At 33.4% G+C, this 23,276-nt stretch carries 16 protein-coding genes; 7 read left to right on the plus strand and 9 right to left on the minus strand.

Annotation, left to right across the window (positions count from 1 at the left end):
* Positions 1–4: 4 nt before the first annotated feature.
* The 6 genes from ureG to ABWU82_RS01190 all read right to left on the minus strand — a co-directional run bounded on the left by ureG (position 5) and on the right by ABWU82_RS01190 (position 4,459).
* Complete coding sequence (gene ureG / locus ABWU82_RS01165) at positions 5–628, minus strand: urease accessory protein UreG (protein ID WP_478212873.1); 624 nt, start codon at positions 626–628, stop codon at positions 5–7.
* 38 nt (positions 629–666) lie between these two features.
* A complete protein-coding gene (locus ABWU82_RS01170; protein WP_353289714.1) occupies positions 667–1,383 on the minus strand; it encodes an urease accessory protein UreF in 717 nt (238 codons plus the stop codon).
* On the minus strand, positions 1,364–1,813 hold the full coding sequence (ureE, locus tag ABWU82_RS01175; RefSeq protein ID WP_353289680.1) for an urease accessory protein UreE: 450 nt from the start codon (positions 1,811–1,813) through the stop codon (positions 1,364–1,366). The genes ABWU82_RS01170 and ureE overlap by 20 nt, the downstream gene beginning before the upstream one ends.
* 103 nt (positions 1,814–1,916) lie before the next feature.
* Positions 1,917–3,701 carry an urease subunit alpha gene (gene ureC, locus ABWU82_RS01180; protein ID WP_353289681.1) on the minus strand — a complete coding sequence of 595 codons (1,785 nt, stop codon included), beginning with the start codon at positions 3,699–3,701 and terminating at the stop codon, positions 1,917–1,919.
* Positions 3,702–3,721: 20 nt separating this feature from the next.
* Positions 3,722–4,132 carry an urease subunit beta gene (gene ureB / locus ABWU82_RS01185; RefSeq protein WP_353289682.1) on the minus strand — a complete coding sequence of 137 codons (411 nt, stop codon included), beginning with the start codon at positions 4,130–4,132 and terminating at the stop codon, positions 3,722–3,724.
* Positions 4,133–4,153: 21 nt separating this feature from the next.
* Positions 4,154–4,459, minus strand: coding sequence for an urease subunit gamma (locus ABWU82_RS01190; protein ID WP_353289683.1), 306 nt, complete (start codon positions 4,457–4,459; stop codon positions 4,154–4,156).
* Between the two features lie 324 nt (positions 4,460–4,783).
* On the opposite strand from ABWU82_RS01190, the gene glpK reads away from it, so the two are divergent.
* Positions 4,784–6,286: a glycerol kinase GlpK gene (glpK, locus tag ABWU82_RS01195; protein ID WP_353289684.1), complete on the plus strand. Its 1,503-nt coding sequence runs from the start codon at positions 4,784–4,786 to the stop codon at positions 6,284–6,286.
* A 40-nt stretch (positions 6,287–6,326) separates the two neighbouring features.
* Here the strand turns inward: glpK and ABWU82_RS01200 are convergent, their stop codons facing one another.
* Positions 6,327–7,868 (minus strand): hypothetical protein, encoded by a 1,542-nt coding sequence (locus ABWU82_RS01200; RefSeq protein WP_353289685.1) that lies wholly within the window; start codon positions 7,866–7,868, stop codon positions 6,327–6,329.
* 18 nt (positions 7,869–7,886) lie between these two features.
* On the opposite strand from ABWU82_RS01200, the gene ABWU82_RS01205 reads away from it, so the two are divergent.
* On the plus strand, positions 7,887–8,687 hold the full coding sequence (locus ABWU82_RS01205) for a TrmH family RNA methyltransferase (RefSeq protein ID WP_353289686.1): 801 nt from the start codon (positions 7,887–7,889) through the stop codon (positions 8,685–8,687).
* Between the two features lie 69 nt (positions 8,688–8,756).
* Here the strand turns inward: ABWU82_RS01205 and ABWU82_RS01210 are convergent, their stop codons facing one another.
* Positions 8,757–9,278, minus strand: coding sequence for an adenine phosphoribosyltransferase (locus ABWU82_RS01210; protein WP_353289687.1), 522 nt, complete (start codon positions 9,276–9,278; stop codon positions 8,757–8,759).
* Positions 9,279–9,311: 33 nt separating this feature from the next.
* Positions 9,312–12,479 carry a hypothetical protein gene (locus ABWU82_RS01215; RefSeq protein ID WP_353289688.1) on the minus strand — a complete coding sequence of 1,056 codons (3,168 nt, stop codon included), beginning with the start codon at positions 12,477–12,479 and terminating at the stop codon, positions 9,312–9,314.
* Positions 12,480–12,591: 112 nt separating this feature from the next.
* On the opposite strand from ABWU82_RS01215, the gene ABWU82_RS01220 reads away from it, so the two are divergent.
* From ABWU82_RS01220 to ABWU82_RS01240, 5 genes are all read left to right on the plus strand, one after another.
* Positions 12,592–14,757, plus strand: coding sequence for a RelA/SpoT family protein (locus tag ABWU82_RS01220; RefSeq protein WP_353289689.1), 2,166 nt, complete (start codon positions 12,592–12,594; stop codon positions 14,755–14,757).
* A 111-nt stretch (positions 14,758–14,868) separates the two neighbouring features.
* Positions 14,869–16,434, plus strand: coding sequence for a CTP synthase (locus ABWU82_RS01225; RefSeq protein ID WP_353289690.1), 1,566 nt, complete (start codon positions 14,869–14,871; stop codon positions 16,432–16,434).
* A 2-nt stretch (positions 16,435–16,436) separates the two neighbouring features.
* Positions 16,437–17,762, plus strand: coding sequence for a histidine--tRNA ligase (gene hisS, locus ABWU82_RS01230; RefSeq protein ID WP_353289691.1), 1,326 nt, complete (start codon positions 16,437–16,439; stop codon positions 17,760–17,762).
* Positions 17,763–17,787: 25 nt separating this feature from the next.
* On the plus strand, positions 17,788–19,536 hold the full coding sequence (aspS, locus tag ABWU82_RS01235) for an aspartate--tRNA ligase (RefSeq protein ID WP_353289692.1): 1,749 nt from the start codon (positions 17,788–17,790) through the stop codon (positions 19,534–19,536).
* Between the two features lie 481 nt (positions 19,537–20,017).
* Positions 20,018–23,167 carry a DUF885 family protein gene (locus ABWU82_RS01240; protein WP_353289693.1) on the plus strand — a complete coding sequence of 1,050 codons (3,150 nt, stop codon included), beginning with the start codon at positions 20,018–20,020 and terminating at the stop codon, positions 23,165–23,167.
* Positions 23,168–23,276: the final 109 nt, after the last annotated feature.

A 23,276-nucleotide genomic window follows, 5' to 3' on the forward strand; every position in this document is an offset into this window, starting at 1 on the left:
AATACTATTCTTGAGTTGCTAATCAAAGGTCTAAACGTTTCATTGTTCAAGTTGCAACAGCTTCTAGACCTTCGTCAGATTTTAAGTTTGTTAATAAGAATTCTTTATCGCCACGTTGAGCAAGTGTATCTTTTTTCATAACTTCAAGATCAGCACCAACGTATGGAGCTAAGTCAGTCTTATTGATGATGAATAAGTCTGATTTAATCATCCCTTGTCCACCTTTACGTGGAATTTTTTCCCCTTGAGCTACGTCAATGATGTAAATACTGAAGTCAACTAAGTCAGGACTGAATGTGGCAGCTAAGTTATCTCCACCTGATTCTAAGAATAATAATTGAAGATCAGGATGTTTTTCTTCCATTTCTTCAATTGCAGCAAAGTTCATACTTGCGTCTTCACGAATCGCTGTATGTGGACATCCACCAGTTTCTACCCCAGCAATGCAATCAGCTGGAATAATTGAATCTCTAAGTAAAATCTTAGCGTCTTCTTTAGTGTAAATATCGTTTGTAATTGCGGCTAATTTAATTTGTTTATTAGTAATTAAGTAACGTGATAAACGTTCGATTAATTGGGTTTTACCAGCACCAACTGGTCCCCCAACACCAATAACTAATGGTCTCATAATGAAATTCCTCTTTCTTAAACTTTTAATAATCCTCACTAAGACATGAATAAACGAACGTGAATTGCTTCGTGTTCCATTTGTGCTGTTTCGTAAGCAGGATTATTTTTACAGAAATCTTTTTCAAAATTAGCTTTCATCACTTTATCGTAAACATCATCAAAGTAAGTGTGTTTTACTTTGAACATTAGTTTTTGCCCAGCCACTTGTCCTAGCGGAATCGCTCTAACAGAGTTTTGAATTAAGGCAGTAATTGATGAATACATGTGTGTGTAAATTGCATCAGATAAACTAAGTCCTAAGTAGTAACCAAGTAATGTGAATGCGACTGCTGGATTACCGTAACATACCTTTTCTTTAATTTTCTTTTGGTACGCTTTTAGGTATTCACAGTCTGGGTATAATTCTAAGTAAATTTTTACCATTTGGGTACCAATTCTCTTAGCACCATCCCGTGATTCTTTTGCCATAGATTGATTAGCGATGACTTCATCTAATGCGAAGACCGTGTCTAAATCTTCTGGGTCATCATCTAAGATTCTATAAATTTCCTTGATGGCTAATAAGTCTGCAGTCATAAAGACTTCATAAAGATATGCAACAATCACTTTTTCTAATTCATCCGGAGTTTCAGCCATACCTTTTCTGATGTAAGTTTCTACACCAAAAGAGTGACTAAAAGTACCAATTGGGAAGTTAGCATTAGTGATTTGCATCACGTCTAATAACTGACTTTTATTTAGCGCCGTCGACATGTCTGAATGCTTGTTCAAGTTTGATTGCTTTTCTTTCATATAAAGCTCCTATCGATTTTAAATAGTCTTCAATTAAGTAATCATAAGGCACAAGCATTTCAGTGTCTGTGAATTGAGCAGGGCTATGTCTATTACCTAAGTTGTGTGCAATGATACCCATTTCTTTGATACTCATAGGTTTGATGATCAATACATCAGTATTTGTTTTGAAAATTGCAATAATATTGTGGTCGTCTTGGAAGATAATGTCCCCATCTTCGATAAGTTTATTGTCTTCTAAAACAACGCCAACTTCATTTCCGTGATCAGTAGTTGCAACGATTACTTTCTTTAGCAAATCATCAGGGCTCAAAAACAACTTCTCTACGTGTGGTAGAGAAGAGTTTTCGATATTTTTTATGTTACCTAAAACTGTTTTATAGATATTCATAAAAATAATTTTAAAAGTTTAACTAAACTTTATATAAGTTCTTGATTTACTTTTACCGTGGTCAGTAATTTAGTGAGTACTAAATTAGTTTGCAAGCAGTAAATTAGTATAAGAAGTAACGTTGAGCTAAAGGAGCTTCTTCTAATGGATCAGCAACTAATACAAGTCTCTTACCATCAGCTGATTTAGGGAATGAAGCGTAAGCAGAAGAGTCTGCAACTCAGTTTTCTAGGTCAGCAACGTTAACACTTACATTAAATGTTTGAGGGTCAACTTCAACGTCTGGTCTACATGTGTTGTTTACTAAGTCGTCTTTTGTTAAGTTTCTACAGTTACGTACTGGTAATAATGTTTTTCTTAAGCCGTATTCAGCTTTAATATTACGTTCCATAGCTAATTGAGAAGTGAATAATACAGCAGTACCTTTAACAGCTTCTCCTAATGCACCATAAGCAGGTCTCATGATCATTGGTTCACATGTTGGAATTGATGCGTTTTCTTCACCACATACAGCACGTGAAATCATACCAGCTTTGAATACACAGTATGGTTTAATACCAAAGAATTTTGGTTCTCAACAAACGATGTCAGCGATTTTACCAATATCGATTGATCCGATGTAGTCTGAAACACCGTGGATAATTGCAGGGTTGATTGTGTATTTAGCAACGTAACGTTTTGCACGGTTGTTGTCGTTAAATTCGCTATCGCCTTTTAAGAATCCGAAGTTTTGTTTCATCTTGTCAGCCATTTGTCATGTTCTAGCAACAACTTCACCGATACGTCCCATAGCTAATGTATCTGATGATGTAGCTGAGATAGCACCCATATCGTGCATAATGTCTTCAGCCATAATTGTTTGTTTACGAATACGTGAGTCTGCAAATGCAACGTCTTCAGGAACCTTAGGGTTTAAGTGGTGACATACCATTAACATGTCTAAGTGTTCTGCTAATGTGTTTACAGTATATGGAATTGTTGGAGATGTAGATGAAGGTAAAATGTGTGGGTATTTTACAACAACCATTAAGTCAGGGGCGTGACCACCACCAGCACCTTCAGAGTGGTAAGTGTGGATAACTCTACCGTTGATTACTTTCATTGTGTCAGCAACGAATCCGTTTTCGTTTAATGTATCTGTATGGATAGCAACTTGGATGTCGTATTTATCAGCTGCACGTAATGATCAGTCGATTGATGAGTGTGTTGCACCTCAGTCTTCGTGGATCTTAAGACCACAAGCACCAGCTGCGATTTGTTCAGTTAATGGTTCCATAGCAGCACCATTACCTTTACCTAAATAACCAATGTTAATTGGCATACTTTCAGCAGCTTGTAACATTTTCTTGATGAATCAAGGACCAGGTGTTGTAGTTGCTGATTTTGTACCATCGTTAAGACCTGTACCACCACAGATAATTGTAGTAATACCGTTGTCCATTGCAGTTTCGCAAATTTGTGGTTCTAATGCGTGAACGTGAGTGTCTAAACCACCAGCTGTAAAGATTTTACCTTCACCAGCGAATGCTTCAGTACTTACACCAACGATCATGTCTACGTTGTCAGTTAAGACAGGGTTACCAGCGTGTCCAATAGCAGCAATTTTACCGTCTTTAATACCGATATCTGCTTTGTAAATTGCACGGTGGTCTAAGATTAATGCGTTAGTAATAACTAAGTCCATTACCTTAGGGTTTGAAATAGGTTCGATTGGGTTTTGTCCCATACCATCACGAAGTGTTTTACCACCACCGAAGACAGCTTCTTCACCATACATACTCAAGTCTTTTTCAACTTGAATTCATAAGTTAGTATCACCTAATCTAACGCTATCACCAGTTGTAATACCGTATAGATCAGAGTAAGCTTTTCTTGTTAATTTTTGCATAATCTAGCCTCTTCTAACGATTATAATAAGTTTTTAATTTTTGAATATGGAGCTTTTGGACCATTTCCAAGAGGGCCATCCACTAAGTTGTCTAAACCGTACATTTCACGGCTACCAGCTGTAGGGATGATACTTACTTGTTTCTTTTCGTTTGGTTCGAAACGAATAGCAGTTCCTGAAGGAATATCGAAACGTTTACCGTATGCGATTAAACGGTCGATGTCCTTGTTACCTTTTTCGTCATAGAATACCATTGCTGGGTTTACTTCGTATAAGTGGAAGTGAGATCCGATTTGAACTGGACGGTCACCTGTGTTTTCCATTACGATAACTTCTGCTTGACGATCTACGTTGATTGTAATTTCAGAGTCAGCGAAGTGTAATTCACCAGGAACTACTGTATATGGGTTTTCTGCTTTAATATCTGCCATAATAAATGTTCTCCTTTGAAATTATTCACAAATTGGGTCGTGAACAGTTACTAATTTTGTACCGTCTGGGAATGTACATTCAACTTGGATCATTCCAACCATTGAATCAACACCAGGCATTACTTCATCAATTTTTAAAATTTTTCTAGCGTCGGCCATTAATTGAGAAACAGTTTTACCGTCTCTTGCGCCTTCAATTACAAAGTTAGTGATGTATGCAACAGATTCAGGGTAGTTTAGTTTAACGCCTCTTGCTTTACGTTTACTAGCTACTTCACCTGCAACACTAATCATTAGTTTTTGCATTTCTTTTAATGTTAAGTACATAAGTTTTAACCACCTAATAACATATTTAATCAGTGCTTAAATTATTACTTTCATTGCTAATTTACCATCCAAATTAACAACTTTTTATTTACATATTAAGCACTAATTAAATGATAGTACTTTTATGAAAAAACGAAACAATTTTTTTATTTTTTTCAACTAAAAAGTTATTTATATAACTAAAGAAATTAGGTATATAAATATTATCTATATATGGCAAAAAACAAAACGAGATGAAAACAGCATTTTTGCTTTATTAATCAAATTTTATAGTGTTTAAAAAAATAAAAAGGCAAAATAGTAGAATAAATTTAAGAGGTAATTATGGAAAAAAAATATTATTTAGTGATTGATCAAGGAACAACTTCATGTAGAAGTATCATCTTTGATCTCAATTTTCAACAAGTAGCTAAAAGTAGCATCTTATTAACCCAATCTTTTCCTAAAGAACATTGAGTAGAACACGACCCCATTGAAATTTGAAACAGTCAAAAAAGTACAATTCAACAAGTATTAATTAAATCCAACATTTCGATTGACGAAATTATTTCAATTGGTATTTCCAATCAAAGAGAAACAATTGTTGCCTGAGACAAAAATACCGGAAACCCAATTTACAACGCAATTGTGTGACAAGACTCTAGAACTAACGACATGTGCTTAGAGTTAGAAGAACATAAAGATATGATTGCTCAAAAAACTGGATTAGTAATTAGTCCTTACTTTTCTGCATCAAAAATCAAATGAATCTTAGACAACGTTCCCAAAGCTAAAAAACTGTTAGAAAAAAACCAATTATTATTCGGTACTATTGACACTTGATTATTATTTAAAATGACTCGTGGAGCAGTATTTGCTACTGACTACACTAACGCTTCTAGAACCATGTTATTCAACATCGATACTTTACAGTGAGATGATGACTTATTAAAACTCTTTGAAGTGGATAAAAAGTGTTTGCCACAAGTATACGCTTCAAACCATATCTTTGGCCACTTAGACAACAAATTAATTGACCCATTAGCAAAATCTACTACGATTATTTCTGGCATTGCTGGTGACCAACAGGCCTCTTTATTTGGTCAACACTGTTTTAAATTAGGTGATATTAAAGCTACCTTTGGTACTGGTTGTTTTATTATTATGAACACCGACAAATTTAGAATTCATTCTAAAAACAAGTTATTAACCACAATTGCTTGTTCATTAGAACATGAACCAGTACAATACGCTTTAGAAGGTAGTGTATTCAATGCAGGTACCGTTATTGAATGATTATCTAATGATTTAAAAGTTCTCTACAATCCCCAAGAAGCCACTTGGTATGGTGAACTAGCTTTAACCAATGAACAAACCGACCTATACTTTATCCCAGCCTTTACAGGTTTAGGTGCACCGTATTGAGACGTGAACGCACGGGGTATGATTATTGGCATTGAACGCAGTACTAAGAGAGAACATATTATTAAATCTGCTTTAGATGGGGTCGTGTACCAATTAAAAGATGTTATTGATTCCATGGTTGGCGAACAAGACAATTTAAGTGTGAACCAAATTAAAGTAGATGGTGGTTTAAGCCAATCAGAGTACTTATGCCAATTTATCGCCAACATGTTACAAATCGCTGTACAAAAAACATCCAACCCTGAATCATCTTCTTTAGGCATTGCATATTTATCCGCACTAGGTTGTCAGTCTTTTTCTAAAGAAGAACTCATTGAAAAAATTGCAACTATTTACACACCTAAAATGCCATTAACAGAAGCACAACAAAAATTGGCTGGTTGACATCGTGCTGTACAAAAATGTTTAAACTGAAAACAATAAAAAAATACTAAGCCGTAAAAAGCTTAGTATTTTTTCTACATTAAAAGACTAGTTTTACACAGTTATCAGTTCATTTAGCAAAGTGAGTTAAAGTACTTGAAAGTGTACCTAAAACTCCGGTTTGCATACCTGGTGTAATTGCGTAAGTTGAAGCCCCCACAATGTTTTTACCGTGTGATGTTGAACCGCCAACACCCACGTACATATAACTAAATAAGAAACCAGAAATAATTAATGTTAATCAGTAGTTTGCACCATGCATAATTGGTCCATATGTGTAAGTACCTACTTGGTAAACACCTTGAGGGAAAGTTGGTAAGTTACAGATACCCAAGAAGACAGTGAAGGCTACCGGCACAACAATGTTTTCTGATAATTTAGCAGATGCTAATTTAGAGTTGTTGTCATAAACTGCTCTAATACGTTCTGATTCAATTCTTGATGAATCGTAGTTCTTGTCGTGTTTTAAGAAGAAGAATGGTTTGATAATATCTCAAGTGATACCACCAACAGCTTTTCAGTAAGCTCTACCTTCTTTTCTGTATTTAAACATACCGTAAACTAATGAAACAAGTACGATTGCTGCATAAGCAATTAAACATACGATCAAGATGAAAGTAATGTGTAATCATAATGATCTAATGTTGAATAATGAGAACGCGATTCAGAAGGCGTAAAATTCAAGAGACGATAATGAGTTAGATACTTCAAACGGTAAGGTAAATCAGAATTTTACTTGGTTAAATCTTGTTTTAAATGTGTTTTGGTAAGCTTCTGAAGTATCTTTGTAAATTCAGTATCTTGAGAATCAGCCGTGAATTCTCTTAGTATAAGCAACATGAACTAATGATCATGCAACTAAAATACAAATTGCGCAGTAAGATAAGAACACTCAAGCATATCACTTAGTTAAAATCACGTATTCGTAAACCACTTTCATACTGTGGTAGAAGTAGTCTTGGTGTGGTGCGGTTAGAGCATTCAAACCAAACATACTTAAACTTGTATATTGTGAGTTAATAGGGAAAGCTCACATGATGTTAGCAGCCCCTAAAGTGATTCCTAGAACGATTAAAATTCATAGTAATCTCTTCATGTGATATTGTGTATTTTGTTGTTCTTTGTACATATTGCTAAAACTAATTAAAGCAATAAATGGTGAAGATAGTCATAAACTAAATAAGATAAAGATAACAATTCATGAACCGATTGAGTACATAAATTGAATTGATTGTCATACTCATAATTTGCCTCCGAAAGGATCTGCAGTGTTTGCAGGGTTTCAAATTAAATGGTATTCTTTAGAAAGACTATAATAGATTAACCCAACGATAAACGCTAGGATAAAAGCCAATCAAGTCGCTCAACCCGGTCTAAATAATCAAAGCACTCATTTGGGTGCTTTGGCTTTGACCTTAGGCGCCTTTGTAACTACTTTTGATACAATAAAATATAATAAAATTAAGAATAATAGTCCGCAGTTAATGCCTGCTAAAGCAATGGCTTTAGGTTCCGTCAGCCAAATTGAATAATGGGCTGCCGTTGGTGCGATTGGACTATTTATACTAGTTAAAATAGACATAGAAAGTCCTATCTTATTATGAAATACAAGACAATTGTTTCTCCCAAAAATGAATTAATAGCACATGCTTATAAATTAATAAATAACAATTCATATTCTAAAACAAATAATATGTTCGTTGTCGAAAAGTACAAACTTTTTGAAGAAGCTTATAAAAATGGCTTCAAAATTCCCACAATTTTCGTTTTAGAAAGTAAATTAGCCGAAATTGAACCTAAATTACAAGCATTAAAATTTGACTTAAGAAAAGTCATTTTAATCAGCGAAAGTGTTTGCAACAAACTTACTGACAATGCTTCAGCTAACTACGTGTTCGCTATCTGTGAAAGAAAACCACAAAAACACATTGCTTTTAGAAGTGGCCAAAACGTGTTATTCTTAGATAACATCCAAGACCCCGGAAACTTAGGTACCATGATTCGTTCTGGTTTCGCCTTAGGCATGGACCTAATTTTGTTAAACAACTGCGTTTCTTTATCAAACAGTAAAGTTATTAAAGCTAGCATGGGTGGTTGTTTCAAACCTAATTTATTCGAATTAGACAACCAAACCGAAGCAATCAAAGCTTTAAACAACTACAAAACTTTAAAATATAAAATTATTTCTATGTGTTTGGATAAAAACAGCATTCCGTTACATAAATTCAAATTCAATAAAAATAATAATGTAATTTTAATTGGTAACGAAGGTCACGGTATCCAACCCGAATTAATTAAGATGTCAACTAACAAGATTATGATTGACATGCAAAACAACATGGAAAGTTTAAACGCCGCTATCGCAACTGCAATTGTGTGTTACCAACTCAAATTCAACTAATTTATTTAAAAACAGACAACAAAAAATCACTCAAGGAATTGAGTGATTTTTGTTTGCTTATATTCAAGATTAGTATTTTAAAATTGAATGCACTTTTCCTGCTAGTCTATCCTTACCGTGTAAGTCTACTAGTTCAATTAAGAAAGCAGAACCAGCTACTACACCGCCAGCTTGTTTCACTAATTTTTCGATAGCTTCTACAGTTCCACCAGTCGCTAATAAGTCATCAATAATTAAGGCTTTTTGACCTGGTTTTAATGCATCTTTATGCATTTCCACTGTAGATGAACCGTATTCTAAATCATAAGATTGTGCATAGACTTCACGAGGAAGTTTATTTGGTTTTCTAACTAAGACAAAAGGTTTGTTTAATTTTAGTGATAAAGGAACTCCAAATAAGAAACCTCTAGATTCAGCCCCTAGAATAACGTCTACGTCTAGTTGGTTTGCAAATTCTGCAAAATCATCAATGATTTCGTTAATCATTTCTGGTTCTAAGAATAATGGAGTGATGTCTTTGAACATAACACCTGGCTTTGGATAATCTTTAACAGTTAAAATTTGGCTTTCAAGTTTTTTTAAATCTTTCATAATAACAATATACCTACCTATTTTTATTTGAAATTAACGGTGATTGATGCCGTAAATTTCTTGTTCGTCAACCTTATCGTATTCTTTATGTTTAATACGAAGTTTTTTGTTTGTCACAACTTTACCTAAGTATAACTCTCTTAGCATCATTGCTAAGCCAAAGGCGGTTGGACTTAATACGATGATGATTGCGTACACCACTAATGAGTTTACAAATAAGATCACTTGGTTGTAAACAAAGTTTGTTGAAGTAAAAATCATCATAATCAATGAACTTAAGAAGAACGCTACCACAATGAATGAGTAAACGCTGAACATTGATTTAACTGCCTGCACAACAAACTCTAACATTTCCTTCAACGTTTTTCTCGTTTTCATGTTGAATTGGAATTTGATTGAACCGTAAACGGCATAAATTAGAATTTGTGTGAATGCAAAGATACAACAAGCAGTTGAAATTGATGAATTATCAACTGGAACTCTAATGATTCCAACAATACCAAAGGCTGCTAAGTTAGCAAGACATGAAATGATAAATACTGGAATAAAGTTAACTACGTTTAATGCAAGAATTGATCAAATAGCTAAGAAACCAATTGAAATAAACATGCATTTTAATGAATTATTGAATAATAATCATGGCATGTAGTCACTTGTTGATCTAAATGAAATGTTGTTAAGTAATGCTGATTGTGGATAATTTTGTTCGAATCAACTATAGAATTTTTCGATGTTTAAACTATTTTTTGCATAGCCCACTTCTTGGTAATTACCGGCAGCATTTAAACCAGAGTTATTTACTCAAGTAATGTTAAAGTGTTGTGCAATTTGAGCTTTTAAACTTGAAATATCTGCACTTGTAGTACCATTAGTTGGACTTCAAGTTAAGACAATTTCAGAAGAAGATCTGAACGCAAATGAATAACCAGGACCAATTGTACCTAATAGGATACAACCAATGATACCTAATGCTAAAACAATTGCAAAGATAAATCATACTCATCATTTTTGTCTAGTAAAACCTAAAACTAATCTGTCTAAAGCTTTATCTAATAATGATTGAGCGGTTGGTGCAACTTCGCCTTCACCAAAAGTTGTTGTACCAATTTCATGTAAGATAGTTTGGTACTTTTTCGTTACAAAGATTTGTGGTGAATGTTTATTGGCCAATCAGTAAATTGTTGAATATAGGAGTAGATATATCGTAGCGGATGAAATAATGTTCGCAAATGAAGCTAGAACTAGCATCGAACCAAAACCTTTAATTTGGTATTGGCCAAAGAACATGAAGACTAACGCTACAATTAGCATTGCGATGTAAATCGTAATGGCATTTCTTAAGAAACTCTTAATACTGTAAATAAATGAGTTTAGTAAGTTCAGTTTTTTATCTCGAATGGCTCGCTTAAAATCAGTTTGACTAATTAAGAATGGTACAAACGAAGCAATAATTGAAGTAAATAATGCTAAATATGTATCCACTGAGAATAACATTTGTAATGATGCAAACATTGCAAGTGTTAAACCAAAAGTTAAAGCGGCAGTTAAGAAGTTTAACGCGCCTGGTACACGGTAAATAATACTTACCACAATACCAATTAATAAAATTAATACACTTAATCCAACTAAAGTTCCGTTAAAAGCGTCTAACGTTGTAACTGATTTAGTCGATTTATTGTTGTATAGAGAGATGAAGTTGCTAGCAAATGCATTTAGCCCTTCATAAATTTTAGATGCGTTGTTATTGTTTTCCCCTTGATAGTAAGGTGAAATAATTGCTTCATTAATAATTGGTTGTGTAAATGATGAATTATTAATGTTATTTAAAATATCAGCGATTTCTGGTGCACTCTTACCAATGATTGGTAAACTGAAAGAGTTTGAATAGTATTCAGATTTAATTTGTTTAATATCAGTCTTTTTGAAGTCTGAATTATCATTGAAGAACGTAAAGAAGTTATCGTAGTCAATTGGTACAAAGTAACCACTTAACATTGGTAAATTCTTAAAGTTTCAAGAATATAGTCATTGGTAAGGTGTAGTAAATTTAACCTTGTTAGGTTGTTGAGTGACACCAACAGTTTCGTTATAAGTATTACTTGTGTAGTATTGGTTTAATAAGTTTAATAAAGGGTCAGTTTCAACGTTTGTTTGACTGTCTTTACTTAAACCATAATTATTTTGGTTAGCAGATGTTAACGCACTCATCACTGATTGATAACTTGTAGAAGAAGTTACCGCTCCAGCTCATTCCGCAAAGTTTTGGTCTTCTGGACTTAAAGCGTTAAACATTGATCTAACTGCAATCACTTGGTTTGCATTTAAACCTGAGTAGTTTTTATTTAAAGTACCAATTGTGGCATCAATTTCTAAACGGTTGATTAAACCGGTTCTATTATTTCATAAGATGTATTGGTCTTTTGGTGCTGCTAACATAGTACCGTTAGCTTTCGCAACTACGTCATTTCTGTTAGTTTTACCGTCTCAAGCAAATTGATTAGTAAATTGTTTTTGGAATTCAGATAAGTTTCACTTTTTCGCTTTTGTAGTTGTCTCTGGCAATTTAAATTGGATTAAGCCATCTTTACTGAAAGCTTTATTTTTGTCAGAAACTAAATTATAGTTAGTTTTGAAGTTTTCTAAAGTGTCCTTATTTGTTTTATCGTTAGCCTTTGAGTTCAACGCACTGAAGTTTTCTAACTGCATATTGTTAGAGTTAGCTAACGCATAATATAGTTTTAATTTTTGTTCAAATAATGTATTTTTTTGAACGTCTTGTTGGTTATTATTGAAATCTAAAGGGAAACCCTTTAAATTTTGTTCGGTATAAACATATACTGAACCGTAAGCGGTTGGTTTACCTGATGTAGAAATGATATTGGTATTCTTTTGCAAGCCACTTTCTACTTGAATTTGGTTTGCACCCATTAACTTCACTTCGTTCGTTACTTTATTGGCAATATCTTGAATTACCTTTAAGTTTTGCGCATCAGTTTTATTTTGATCTAGCTCTACTTGGACAACTGATTGCAAGCTATTGGTATACTGGTTACCTTTATTTTTGGTTCCCGTTCGGGCGAAATGGTTCGCACCAAATCCAATACCACATAAACAAGCCACAATCATTAAGGAGAAGGCTAGCCATCCGAGGATCTTTAATCAAGGTTTATTTTTTGTTTTTTTAAAAAAGTTGTCAATCATTTACGTCTTACACCAGAGAGATATATTTGTATTAAATAGTAGTCGATAGAACTACCACGACTTTAAAATTATACAATATTAATAATATTTATTTAATGAGTTAAGGCAAACTATGTCAATAATAGAAGAAAAAATTAACGAACTTAAAACCAAATTAATTGAAGCGAATTACCAAGAACCTGACATCCAAAAAGCACTAGCAGCCGCTGAATTCGCTCGTATCAAACACAATAATCAGTTTAGAAAATCAGGTGAACCTTACGTAATTCACCCCATTTGTACCGCCATTATTTTAATTAGTTGAGATATGGATATTAGTACTATTATGGCCGGAATTTTACATGATGTATTAGAAGATACCATCACAAAAGACGAAGAAATTGAAGAAAGATTCGGTCATGAAGTATTAACTTTAGTAAAGTACGTTACAAAAGTAAGTTTATATTCTAAAGAAAACAGAAAAGAACAATTAGAAAAAAGTGAAGTTCAAAAAGACTACACTATTCAGGTCTTTTTATCTATGTCAGACGATTTAAGAGCGATGATTATTAAACTCGCTGATCGTTACCATAATATGACTACAATTCAATATCTCAGAGAAGATAAACAAAGAAGAATTGCACAAGAAACCCTAGAACTATACGCAAAAATTGCTGGCAGACTGGGGATGTACGAAATCAAAACCGATTTAATTGATATGTCTTTTGCAATCTTAAATCCTGAAGCTTATAACCGTACTAAAAATAGTATTCAAAGCATTATTGATGAAAACCAAGATGACTGAAACGAAATGACTAGTCGAATTCAAGACATCTTTGACTCTTATTCAATTCAAGCCAAAATTAAAAGTAGAGTTAAAGGAATTCATTCCACTTGAGAAAAAGAAGAAAAGGGCTATGACATCATGGATATTCACGATATCTATGCCATCAGAATTATTGTGGATAACGTCATGGATTGTTATAAAGTCTTAGGTTTAATTCACCTAAACTTTACTTATTTAAAGAACGCTTTTAAAGATTATATTTCTTCACCCAAAATGAATTTATACCAATCAATCCACACTACTGTTTTAAAAAATAAAACTTTAATGGAAATTCAAATTCGGACAAACGAAATGGATATGGTAGCTAATAGAGGATTAGCGGCGCACTGAAGATACAAAGAATTTAGTAAGACTAAGAGTGTAACAGAATTAGCGCAAGAAAACAATTTAATTCACGAATTCTTAAGTTCTTCAGACAAGTCGGTCGAAGAAATTAAAAAGTTAACTAACGACGTAATTTTTGAAATTTTAATCCTAAATGACGAAAGTAAGTTAGTAGTGAACAATAAAACTAGAGTTATTGATGTGGCCACAAAGTGAAATCCCGATTACGTTAAACGTTTAAAAGCTATTTATATCAACGGAGAAAAGGTACCATTCTATACCGCTGTTAATCCTGGTGATACTTTAAAGTTTAGTTATGCTAACAAAATTACCTTTGAAGAATCTTGACTAAAACTTAGCAACCATCCTAATACTTTAGAAGTATTTAAGAATATTTTGGCCGAAAACGAAACCAAAAAGTTAGCTAACTCTAACGATTTTGTTAGAAAAATTAAAGATTTCTTAGGCGATAATTTTATTGGTTATGACAAATTAATCTTATTTTTACAAAACAACATGGGTGTAAATACTCTAGAAGAATTCTTAGAAATCGTTCCGTATGATGTTTATAACGATACTGATTTAATTAACATTTTCGACAAGAGAAAAAAAGTTTCACGAGATGCTTTTAAAAACTTTAATAAAAAATATGCTGAATGAAGAATGAACTTACTATATTTAAAACCACTAGAAGGTTTGTTCTTTGATAGCTTAAGTTTCCCAAATTGCTGTAATAAAGTACCTAAAATGGATATTGTAGGTTTATTAATCGATCATGATGTTTTAGAAGTACATAGTCACGATTGTGCAAAATTAGATGCAGCTAGAGAAAAGAAACAAAAGATTTATCCATTGGTTTGAAATGATAAACAATTAGAATCTAGACCAAAAAACTTCAAGTTTACTGGTACTTTTGAAGCAATGTGAACCCCAACCATTGGGAACATCATTGCAAAAATGTTTAATAAATTTAAACTAGATATTTCCGAACTCAAAATTAAAAGAGATAAGGTCGATAACAGTTGTTCTGTAAGTTTTGTCGTTTATGTTTCTGGCATTTCTTGTGTGAACTGTTGTTTCAAAAAATTAGGCGAAGAAATTAACATTATTAAAATGCCAAAAATTTAATGACATTATCTCACTGATAACTATCTCATATTTATATATATGTACTATAATATTTATTTATAATTTATAGAATATTAATTCATAACACACGATAAAAATAGGAAGGTTATTATGAAAAATACTAAATTTATTTTTGTAACCGGTGGGGTATACTCATCACTTGGAAAAGGTATTACTGCAAGTAGTATCGGAAGAACATTAAAACAATTAGGTTTTAGTGTCACAATGCAAAAATTGGATCCATACTTAAACGTTAATCCATCAAACATCTCTCCATACCAACACGGAGAAGTTTTCGTGACTGAAGATGGTGCAGAAGCTGACTTAGACTTAGGTAACTACGAACGTTTTGTAGATCACAACCTAAACAAATACTCAACTGTCACATCTGGAAGAATCTATTCTGAAGTTATTGAAAACGAAAGAAAAGGTCTTTACAACGGTAAAACTGTGCAAGTGGTGCCACACATTACTGGACACATTATCTCAAAATTAGAATCATTAGCTAAAACTAATAAAACTGATTTTGCCATCGTTGAAATCGGTGGTACTATCGGAGATATCGAATCTTTACCATTCATCGAAGCAATTAACGAATTCTGCCACAAGTACGGCAAATCTAACGTTTTATTTGCTCACTGTGTACCATTAATTTCAATCGCAACAGTATTTGGCGAATTAAAAACTAAACCAGCACAACATTCAGTCAAAGTTTTAAGATCACTTGGGGTATCACCAGACTTACTATTATTAAGAGTGAACCAACCAGTCGACGAAGAAACTATCGATAAATTATCTTGATCATGTTCAGTAAGTAAAGACAACATCTTTGTTTGTCCAGATTTAGAATCTACATACTTCTTACCAGAAGAACTTTACAAACAACAAATTTACCTTCCTATTTTGAAACACTTTAACTTAAAGATTAAAGAAGACGATTTCAAATCTTGATTAGACTTTACAGATACAATCAAGAGACCAAAACCAAATAAAGTAACTATCGCTTTAGTTGGTGAATACGTAGAATTACATGACGCTTACTTCTCAGTGAAATCAGCTTTAGAATTAGCTTCTTACTACACTAATGTCGACTTCAGCATTAAGTGATTACAAGTTAAAGATTTAGATAAAGAAAACTACACTAAGAACTTTAGAAACGTTGATGGTGTCATTGTAGCTGGTGCAGACCATTACGACGCTCAAGACAAAACTATCCAATTATTCAACTACCTAGCTAAAAAGAAAACTCCAACATTAGCTTATGGTACTGCAATCGAATCATTCATCTTAAGTCAAATGGATGAAAACGCAATCCGTGAACATAACGCTTATCATGGTGCTAACCCAATCTTCGTTAAAGATGACAATAACCAATTAATCTTAGGTTTAAGAGAAGATAAATTATTATCTAAAAACCTTCAATCAATTTATGGCGACGACAAAGCGAGCGAACGTCACCGTCATCTTTACAAGTTTAACTTAACTCACATTGATGAACTAGAAAAATCTAACGTAATCGTATCTGGTGTTGACACATACGGTAATGTGGACTTTGTAGAATTAGCTAACCAAGAATTCTTTGTAGCAACTTATGCAAATCCAGAATTTACTTCAAAACCAACTAAACCAAATCCTTTATACGTTCGCTTATTAGAATTAGCTAAGAAAGGAAAATAATTATGGCCTTCACAAAACCGAGAGGGACACAAGACTGATTCGGAGATAATATTTTAAAATTCGAAGAATTGTCTAGCATGTTAAAAACTGTTGCTGAATTATACGATTTTAACGAAATCGTTACTCCAACATTTGAAAACTTAGAATTATTTACAAAATCTGTCGGAGAAACTTCTGACATCGTTTCAAAAGAACTATACAACTTCAAGGATAAAGGCGACAGAGATTTAGCCTTAAGACCTGAAGGAACAGCCGGAGCTGTTAGAGCTTACGTTGAAAACAAAATGTTTGCTAACAAAACTGGCGCAACTAAATTATTCTACTTAATCAATCTATTTAGATATGAACGTCCACAAGGCGGTAGAATGAGAGAATTCCACCAATTTGGTGTGGAATACTTAAACACAAACAGCGTGTTAGATGATATCGAAGCAATCTCATTTGCAAGTAGCATCTTAACATTCTTAGATTTAAACGATAAAGTAACTTTAAAAATCAACAACTTAGGTAGTTTTAAACAAAGAGTTGTTTGAATGGAAGAATTAAAGAAATACTTTGCTGATTACAAAGACCAATTAACTGAAGACTCATTAAAGAGATTAGAAAAAAATCCTTTAAGAATCTTAGACGATAAAGTTGACGGTCAAAAAGACTTTGTTTTAAATGCACCTAAACTAAAAAACTACTTATCTGACGAAGATAACTTATACTTTGAAAAAATCCAAGCTGGTTTATCTGCTTTACAAATCGATTACGAAATTGACGAAACTTTAGTAAGAGGTTTAGACTACTATACTGGTATCGTGTTTGAATTTGTTTCAAACGATGAAAACCTAGTTGGTAAATCAACAATTATCGGTGGTGGTAGATACGCTAACTTAGTCAAAGATACTGGTGGACCTGACCAAGAAGGTTTAGGTTTCGCGATCGGTATTGAAAGATTAATCTTAGCTTTAGAAGCTAATGGTTACGAATGAAAATACGATAACTCACCAATGTTCTTCATTGGCGCTGAAACTGAAGATCTAAGTTTAGTTGGTTTAAGTTTATCAACTCTATTAAGAAACTTAGGTTACAAAGTTAGCTGTGAAAACGGTGAATTCAAAAAAGACCGTAACGCTAAATTAGCCATCAGAAAAAATGCTACTTTCTTCATTTACTTATCTGAAGAAAGCACACAAGACGAAAAGATTTACATCGAAAACTTAAAAACTAATAAGAGAGAATTAATTCAATTTACTGAAGTACAAAATTGAATTAATAACGAATTAGAAAGTTTAGAAGCTGCTGCAATGGAAGCTGAATTAGCTGAAGAATCAGCAAAATAACACATTATCAAAGGACGAATTGAAGATGGAAACTTCATTAAAAAGAACATATTGTGGGGAAGTTTCAAACGCGTTAACTAACCAACAAGTGTTAATCAAAGGTTGAATCAAAAAGAACAGAAAATTAGGAAAACTAATTTTCATGGATATTTCTGACCGTTCAGGTTTAGTACAAGTTGTTGCTAACGAAACTAACCCTAACTACGAAACTTTAAAATCATTACCAAGAGAATCAGTCGTAGAAGTTTTAGGTACTGTTGTTTTAAGAAAAAACGCTAACGATAACTTAAAAAACGGAGACGTAGAAATCGAACTAAACGATTTACAAGTTGATAGCATTTCTAAAACACCACCGTTAATTATCGAAAACGAAACTGACGCTTTAGAAGATCTTAGAATGAAATTTAGATACTTAGACTTAAGAAGACCAAACATCCAAAAGAACTTAGTCTTCAGAAGTATGGTTGCTAATTACATTAGAAACTTCTTAATTAACCAAAGATTTGTTGAAGTAGAAACTCCAGTGTTAGGTAAACCAACACCTGAAGGTGCAAGAGACTACTTGGTTCCTTCAAGAGTAAACAAAGGTAACTTCTATGCATTGCCACAATCACCACAAATTTACAAACAATTATTAATGGTTGCTGGTATGGACCGTTACTTCCAAATTACAAAATGTTTCAGAGACGAAGACTTAAGAAGTGACCGTCAACCGGAATTTACACAAGTCGACATGGAATTATCATTCACTAACGAATTAGAAATTCAAACTCTAATTGAAGAGTTAATGAAAGATGTTTTCAAAAAGGCTTTAAATGTAGATTTACAAACACCATTCCTAAGAATGGACTACAACACTGCCATGAACACTTATGGTTGTGACAAACCAGACTTAAGATTTGGTTTAGAATTGCAAGACGTTACTGCTAAATTCAGTAATTCTCAATTCCAAGTGTTTAAAAACGCTGCAAGCAACGGTCAAGTGATTAAATGTATCGTGACTGACGCTTTATTAACTAAAAAAGAAATTAGCGGTTTTGAAAAATTCGCTAAAGATATGGGGGCTAAAGGCTTAGCTTGAGTGTCATACAAAGACAACAACATCTTCGAAGGTAGCATTGCTAAAGTTGTAGAAGCTGACATCGTTAAGGCTATCTTAGACGAAAACCACTTAACTCAAGGTACAGTGTTATTAGTTGCTGATAAACTAAACGTTGTTAACGCCACTTTAGGTATGGTAAGAAACGTTGTAGCCAGTCACTTAGGCTTAAAAGACCCAAACAAATTCAGTTTCTTATGAGTGGTAGATTGACCATTATTCGAATACGACGAAGAAGAAAACCGTTACGTAGCAGCTCACCACCCATTCACTCAACCTCAAGAAAGTTGTCATGCAACATTCGATACTAATTTAGCAGAAGCTAAAGCAAGAGCTTACGATATCGTTTTAAACGGTTTCGAAGTTGGTGGTGGTAGTATCAGAATCACTAACCCAGACATGCAAGACCGTATGTTTAAAGCTATTGGTTTAACACCAGAACAAGTAGAAAGTAAATTCAGTTACTTAATTGAAGCTTTCAACTATGGTGTTCCACCACACGGTGGTTTAGCTTTAGGTTTTGATAGATTAATTGCTATCATGTTAAACCTAGACAACATTAAAGAATGTATTGCCTTCCCTAAAAACACAAGCGCTGTGGACGCTTTAATGAAAGCACCAAGCCAAATTGATGAAGCAGCTCTTGATGAGTTAGGAATCCAATTAAAGAAATAATTTATTATTTTAGAACTAAGAAGAAAGTCATTTCTTCTTAGTTTTTTTTATTGAAAGTCAATAAAACAAAAGAAAAATCACTCCTCTTAATTTATAAGAAGAATGATTTTTTAATTCTAAAACTCAAAAATTTAATGATAGTTCGTGTACCTTAAAACTATGAAATTTCCATATTTTTTCCTGAAATTATCTGAAAAAATCGATATTAATTTTTAGTAATACGAACGTTTTTATTTTAACACTAAAAACGATGCTTATTTTTGACTTTTTTTCACCAATCATAAAAAAAGTTCTTATTTTCGAAAATAACCTTTTTAATAATGCTTACGTTCTTCTGGTAGTTAAAAAAAGTAGGTCTTCCATTTAATATAATAAAGTTGTTATTAGACAATATAAAAGACGAGCATTGTCAATAGCGAAATAAAGGGATTTATTCATGCCTGACGAAAACATGAATAAATTAAATAGGTATATTAAGAATATGATGACGAAACGTACTAAAAAAATTTTATTCTCTACTTTCGGAATCGCAGCTACTGCATTAACTGTTATTCCGTTAGCTGTTGGATTAACTTCATGTGGTTCAACAACAACTACAACAACTAAAAAAACTGATACTAGTGATAAAAAAGGAACTACAAGTGGTAGTTCAACATCTGGCACTACAACTAGTGGTACAACTTCTGGCGATCAATCCGGATCAAGCACTACAGGCAAAGAAACAAGTGGTACAAAAACTAATAAGAAATTAGTAGAAGGCCAAGCAAATAACCCAGTTTTAGCACAATACGACAATTACTTACAAGCTAAAGAAAACGCTTTAAAGGGATCATACATGGGTCTTGCAAGCGATTCACAAAGAAATGCTTTAAAAACTTTAACTCAAGACTGAATTACTAAATTTGAAAATCTTAAAAAAGAATCAAGTCAGTTAAAACTAAACTCTGACCAAGTCGTATGAATGGACTCAATTTTATATAACTTGAAACAAGAATTGGTAAACTACAATATCAATATTCAATGATTAGGTGGTTTAGCAACAGATAACGGTTCAGCTTATCCGTTAAGTGCATTTAACAACTACGTTGTTTGAAACGCTGAATCAGCTCAAGGTAATGCTGAACAACTAACAGCTTTCACAGGTTATTTAAAACAATTACAAACTAACTTTGAAGAAGGTGCAAAAAATAATGTTGCACAATCAATTATTATTCAACGTTTATTCATGTCTAACATGTTACAAACTTTCTATAGTAATGAATTACAATACTGAGCAAACCCTGCAAATGCATCTCATTGACCAAGCACTGGAACATTAACAATTGCTCAATTCTTAAACGTTCCAGAAGAAAATAAAACAAACTTCTTTGGCAGTGGCTTACCAGAAGCTACAGTTGCTCAAAAACAATTAGATGCTTTTGTAACTTACTTCGGTGACACTTACTTTGCAAACGCTATTAAAGCAGATAGTTCATACGGTTTTGGTGGTACTACAAGACCATTATTAAGCAGAACTGAATCTTCAACAGATAAAGAAGTTGAAAGAACAGTTTCATTTACAGAAAAAGGCGGTACCAAAACTTATATTTATGGTTTAGGTTTAACTCAAAAAGACTTAGACACTAAAGATGTTGGTTTATCATTTATGAAAAACTCAGAAGTTGGTTCACAAATTTATGACCACTTATTAGCGTTATCTACAACTACAGATTTAACACCTGATCAAGTATTCCAAAATGGTGTTAAAGATACAAATGATGGTGTAGCTAACATGAAAGCGTTAGCTAACGCTGTTGTAGCCTTAGAAACAGGGCATAAATATGTAGATGCTAGTGATGTAAAAGGTTCAATTACACCGCAAGCAACATGAGATACTACTATTCTTCGTGATAACGATGGTATCGGTTCTGAATTACCAACTCAACAAAAATTATCATTCAAATACGTTGCTAATGAATCAGAAGATTCAGCAGCATGAACAAAAAACTGACAAGACTTTAACCACTGATTAAACGATGAAGATTTCTTCTGAGGAAGAGAAGTTACAGCTAAACAAGTAGTGAACGGTGGTAGTTCATCAGGACCAGTAGTAGAACATAACGATGGTGCTCCGGCCGATACTTCATCTGAAGGAGATTCACATGTTTCTGGTCAACCATCTGAAAACTTAGTTACCCATGCGGCTGCAGAAGTTTCAGATGAAACAACTGGTAATCCAGCTTGAACTTATGCAAACAATACACAATCATTATTTGGAGAAGAAGATTATAAAGTGTTGTTGGGTGATACAGAACCAACTCAAACACAATTAAATAAATACGGCTTAACAGTTAATCAATACAACTACTGAAAAGGTCAATTACAAGATAAAGGTTACTGAAAAGCATGAAATGTTGCTGGTAACTACGGTAGTATTCCAGCTAAATCAGTGTTATGTTCAACATTTACTGAATACCGTGATTATGTAAACTTCATCGAAAATTATGCTATGAAATATGAAAACGGTAAATTTACTAAGTCTGTAGAGGACTTTACAATCGTACCATATGCATATGTAGATAGAAATAACTCAGGTGTTGGTGCATCTGGTGGTCCAAATGATAACCACTTCTACTTAAACATTGACCCATACAACGATTTACAAAAATGAAGCGAAACTTCATTCACTTCTCACGAAACAGTTCTTGGACACCGTACTCAAGGTGAATACGTTCACCAATATGGTGCTGAAGTTAACGGAAAACGTGGACCAGTTTATTCATTCACTTCATACGCAGAAGGATGAGCTGTATTTGTTGAATGATTCGAAAACCAAATTGGTGCTTACGGTAAAACTTCACAAGGTTCTGAACCTGTTAACTTATCAAGCGGATTACCAGTAAGCTTCAAAGGCGAAGATACTGAAGGATTTGTTGCTGGTGATAAACACGGCAATAGTACTACTGGTGGTAATTTTGAAGATATCAAGATTTTCCAAAACGGAGTTTACTGAAACAAATTACAAAACAATAAAGCCTTTACATTGAAAGATGATAAAGCCGGTTGAGGTGTTGCTACTGAATTAGGTAACATGCTTCAATACTACGGTTTCTTAAACGAAGCTCAATTAAGAAACATGAGACAAGTAGTAGACACTGCTTACCACGCTCCATTAAAAGGTTTAAGCGACAACGGATTAACTGGTGGTGCATCAATTCAAGATGTTAGAAACTACTTACATGCTCACTCAGCTTTAGGTGTTGGTGACGTTGCTAACGAATCTGTTCGTTACTTAGCTTACCCAGCTCAAGCTACAAGTTACATGACTGGTAAACACGTTATGGAAACTATTTATACTGATGCTAACAAAGCTTACCAAGCTAAACACTCAGGCGCACAAATTCTTACTGACCAAACAGCAATGAAGAAATTGTTCGACTTATATCTAAGAGATGGATGTATTCCATTAGATGTCTTAAAGAACTCAGTAGAACCACAAATTCCTTATGTAATCGATGATACTCAAAAAATGATTGAACAAAACAGAGTATATAATTGAGAATTAAAGGATGTACCATCTACAACAACTACTGATGCAAGCTCTACAGCTGAAGCAAAAAGCGCTGATGCTCCAACAGCTTCAAGAATTTAATTAATTCTTGCCCTAATAACAAAATACAAACCTCTTAAAGTTTTATAAATAACATATACATAAAAAATAGCTTACGTCAGTAATGGCGTAGGCTATTTTTAATGAAATA

It is taken from the genome of Ureaplasma ceti, from assembly GCF_040369755.1.
GTDB classification, from domain to species: domain Bacteria; phylum Bacillota_I; class Bacilli_A; order Mycoplasmatales; family Mycoplasmoidaceae; genus Ureaplasma; species Ureaplasma ceti.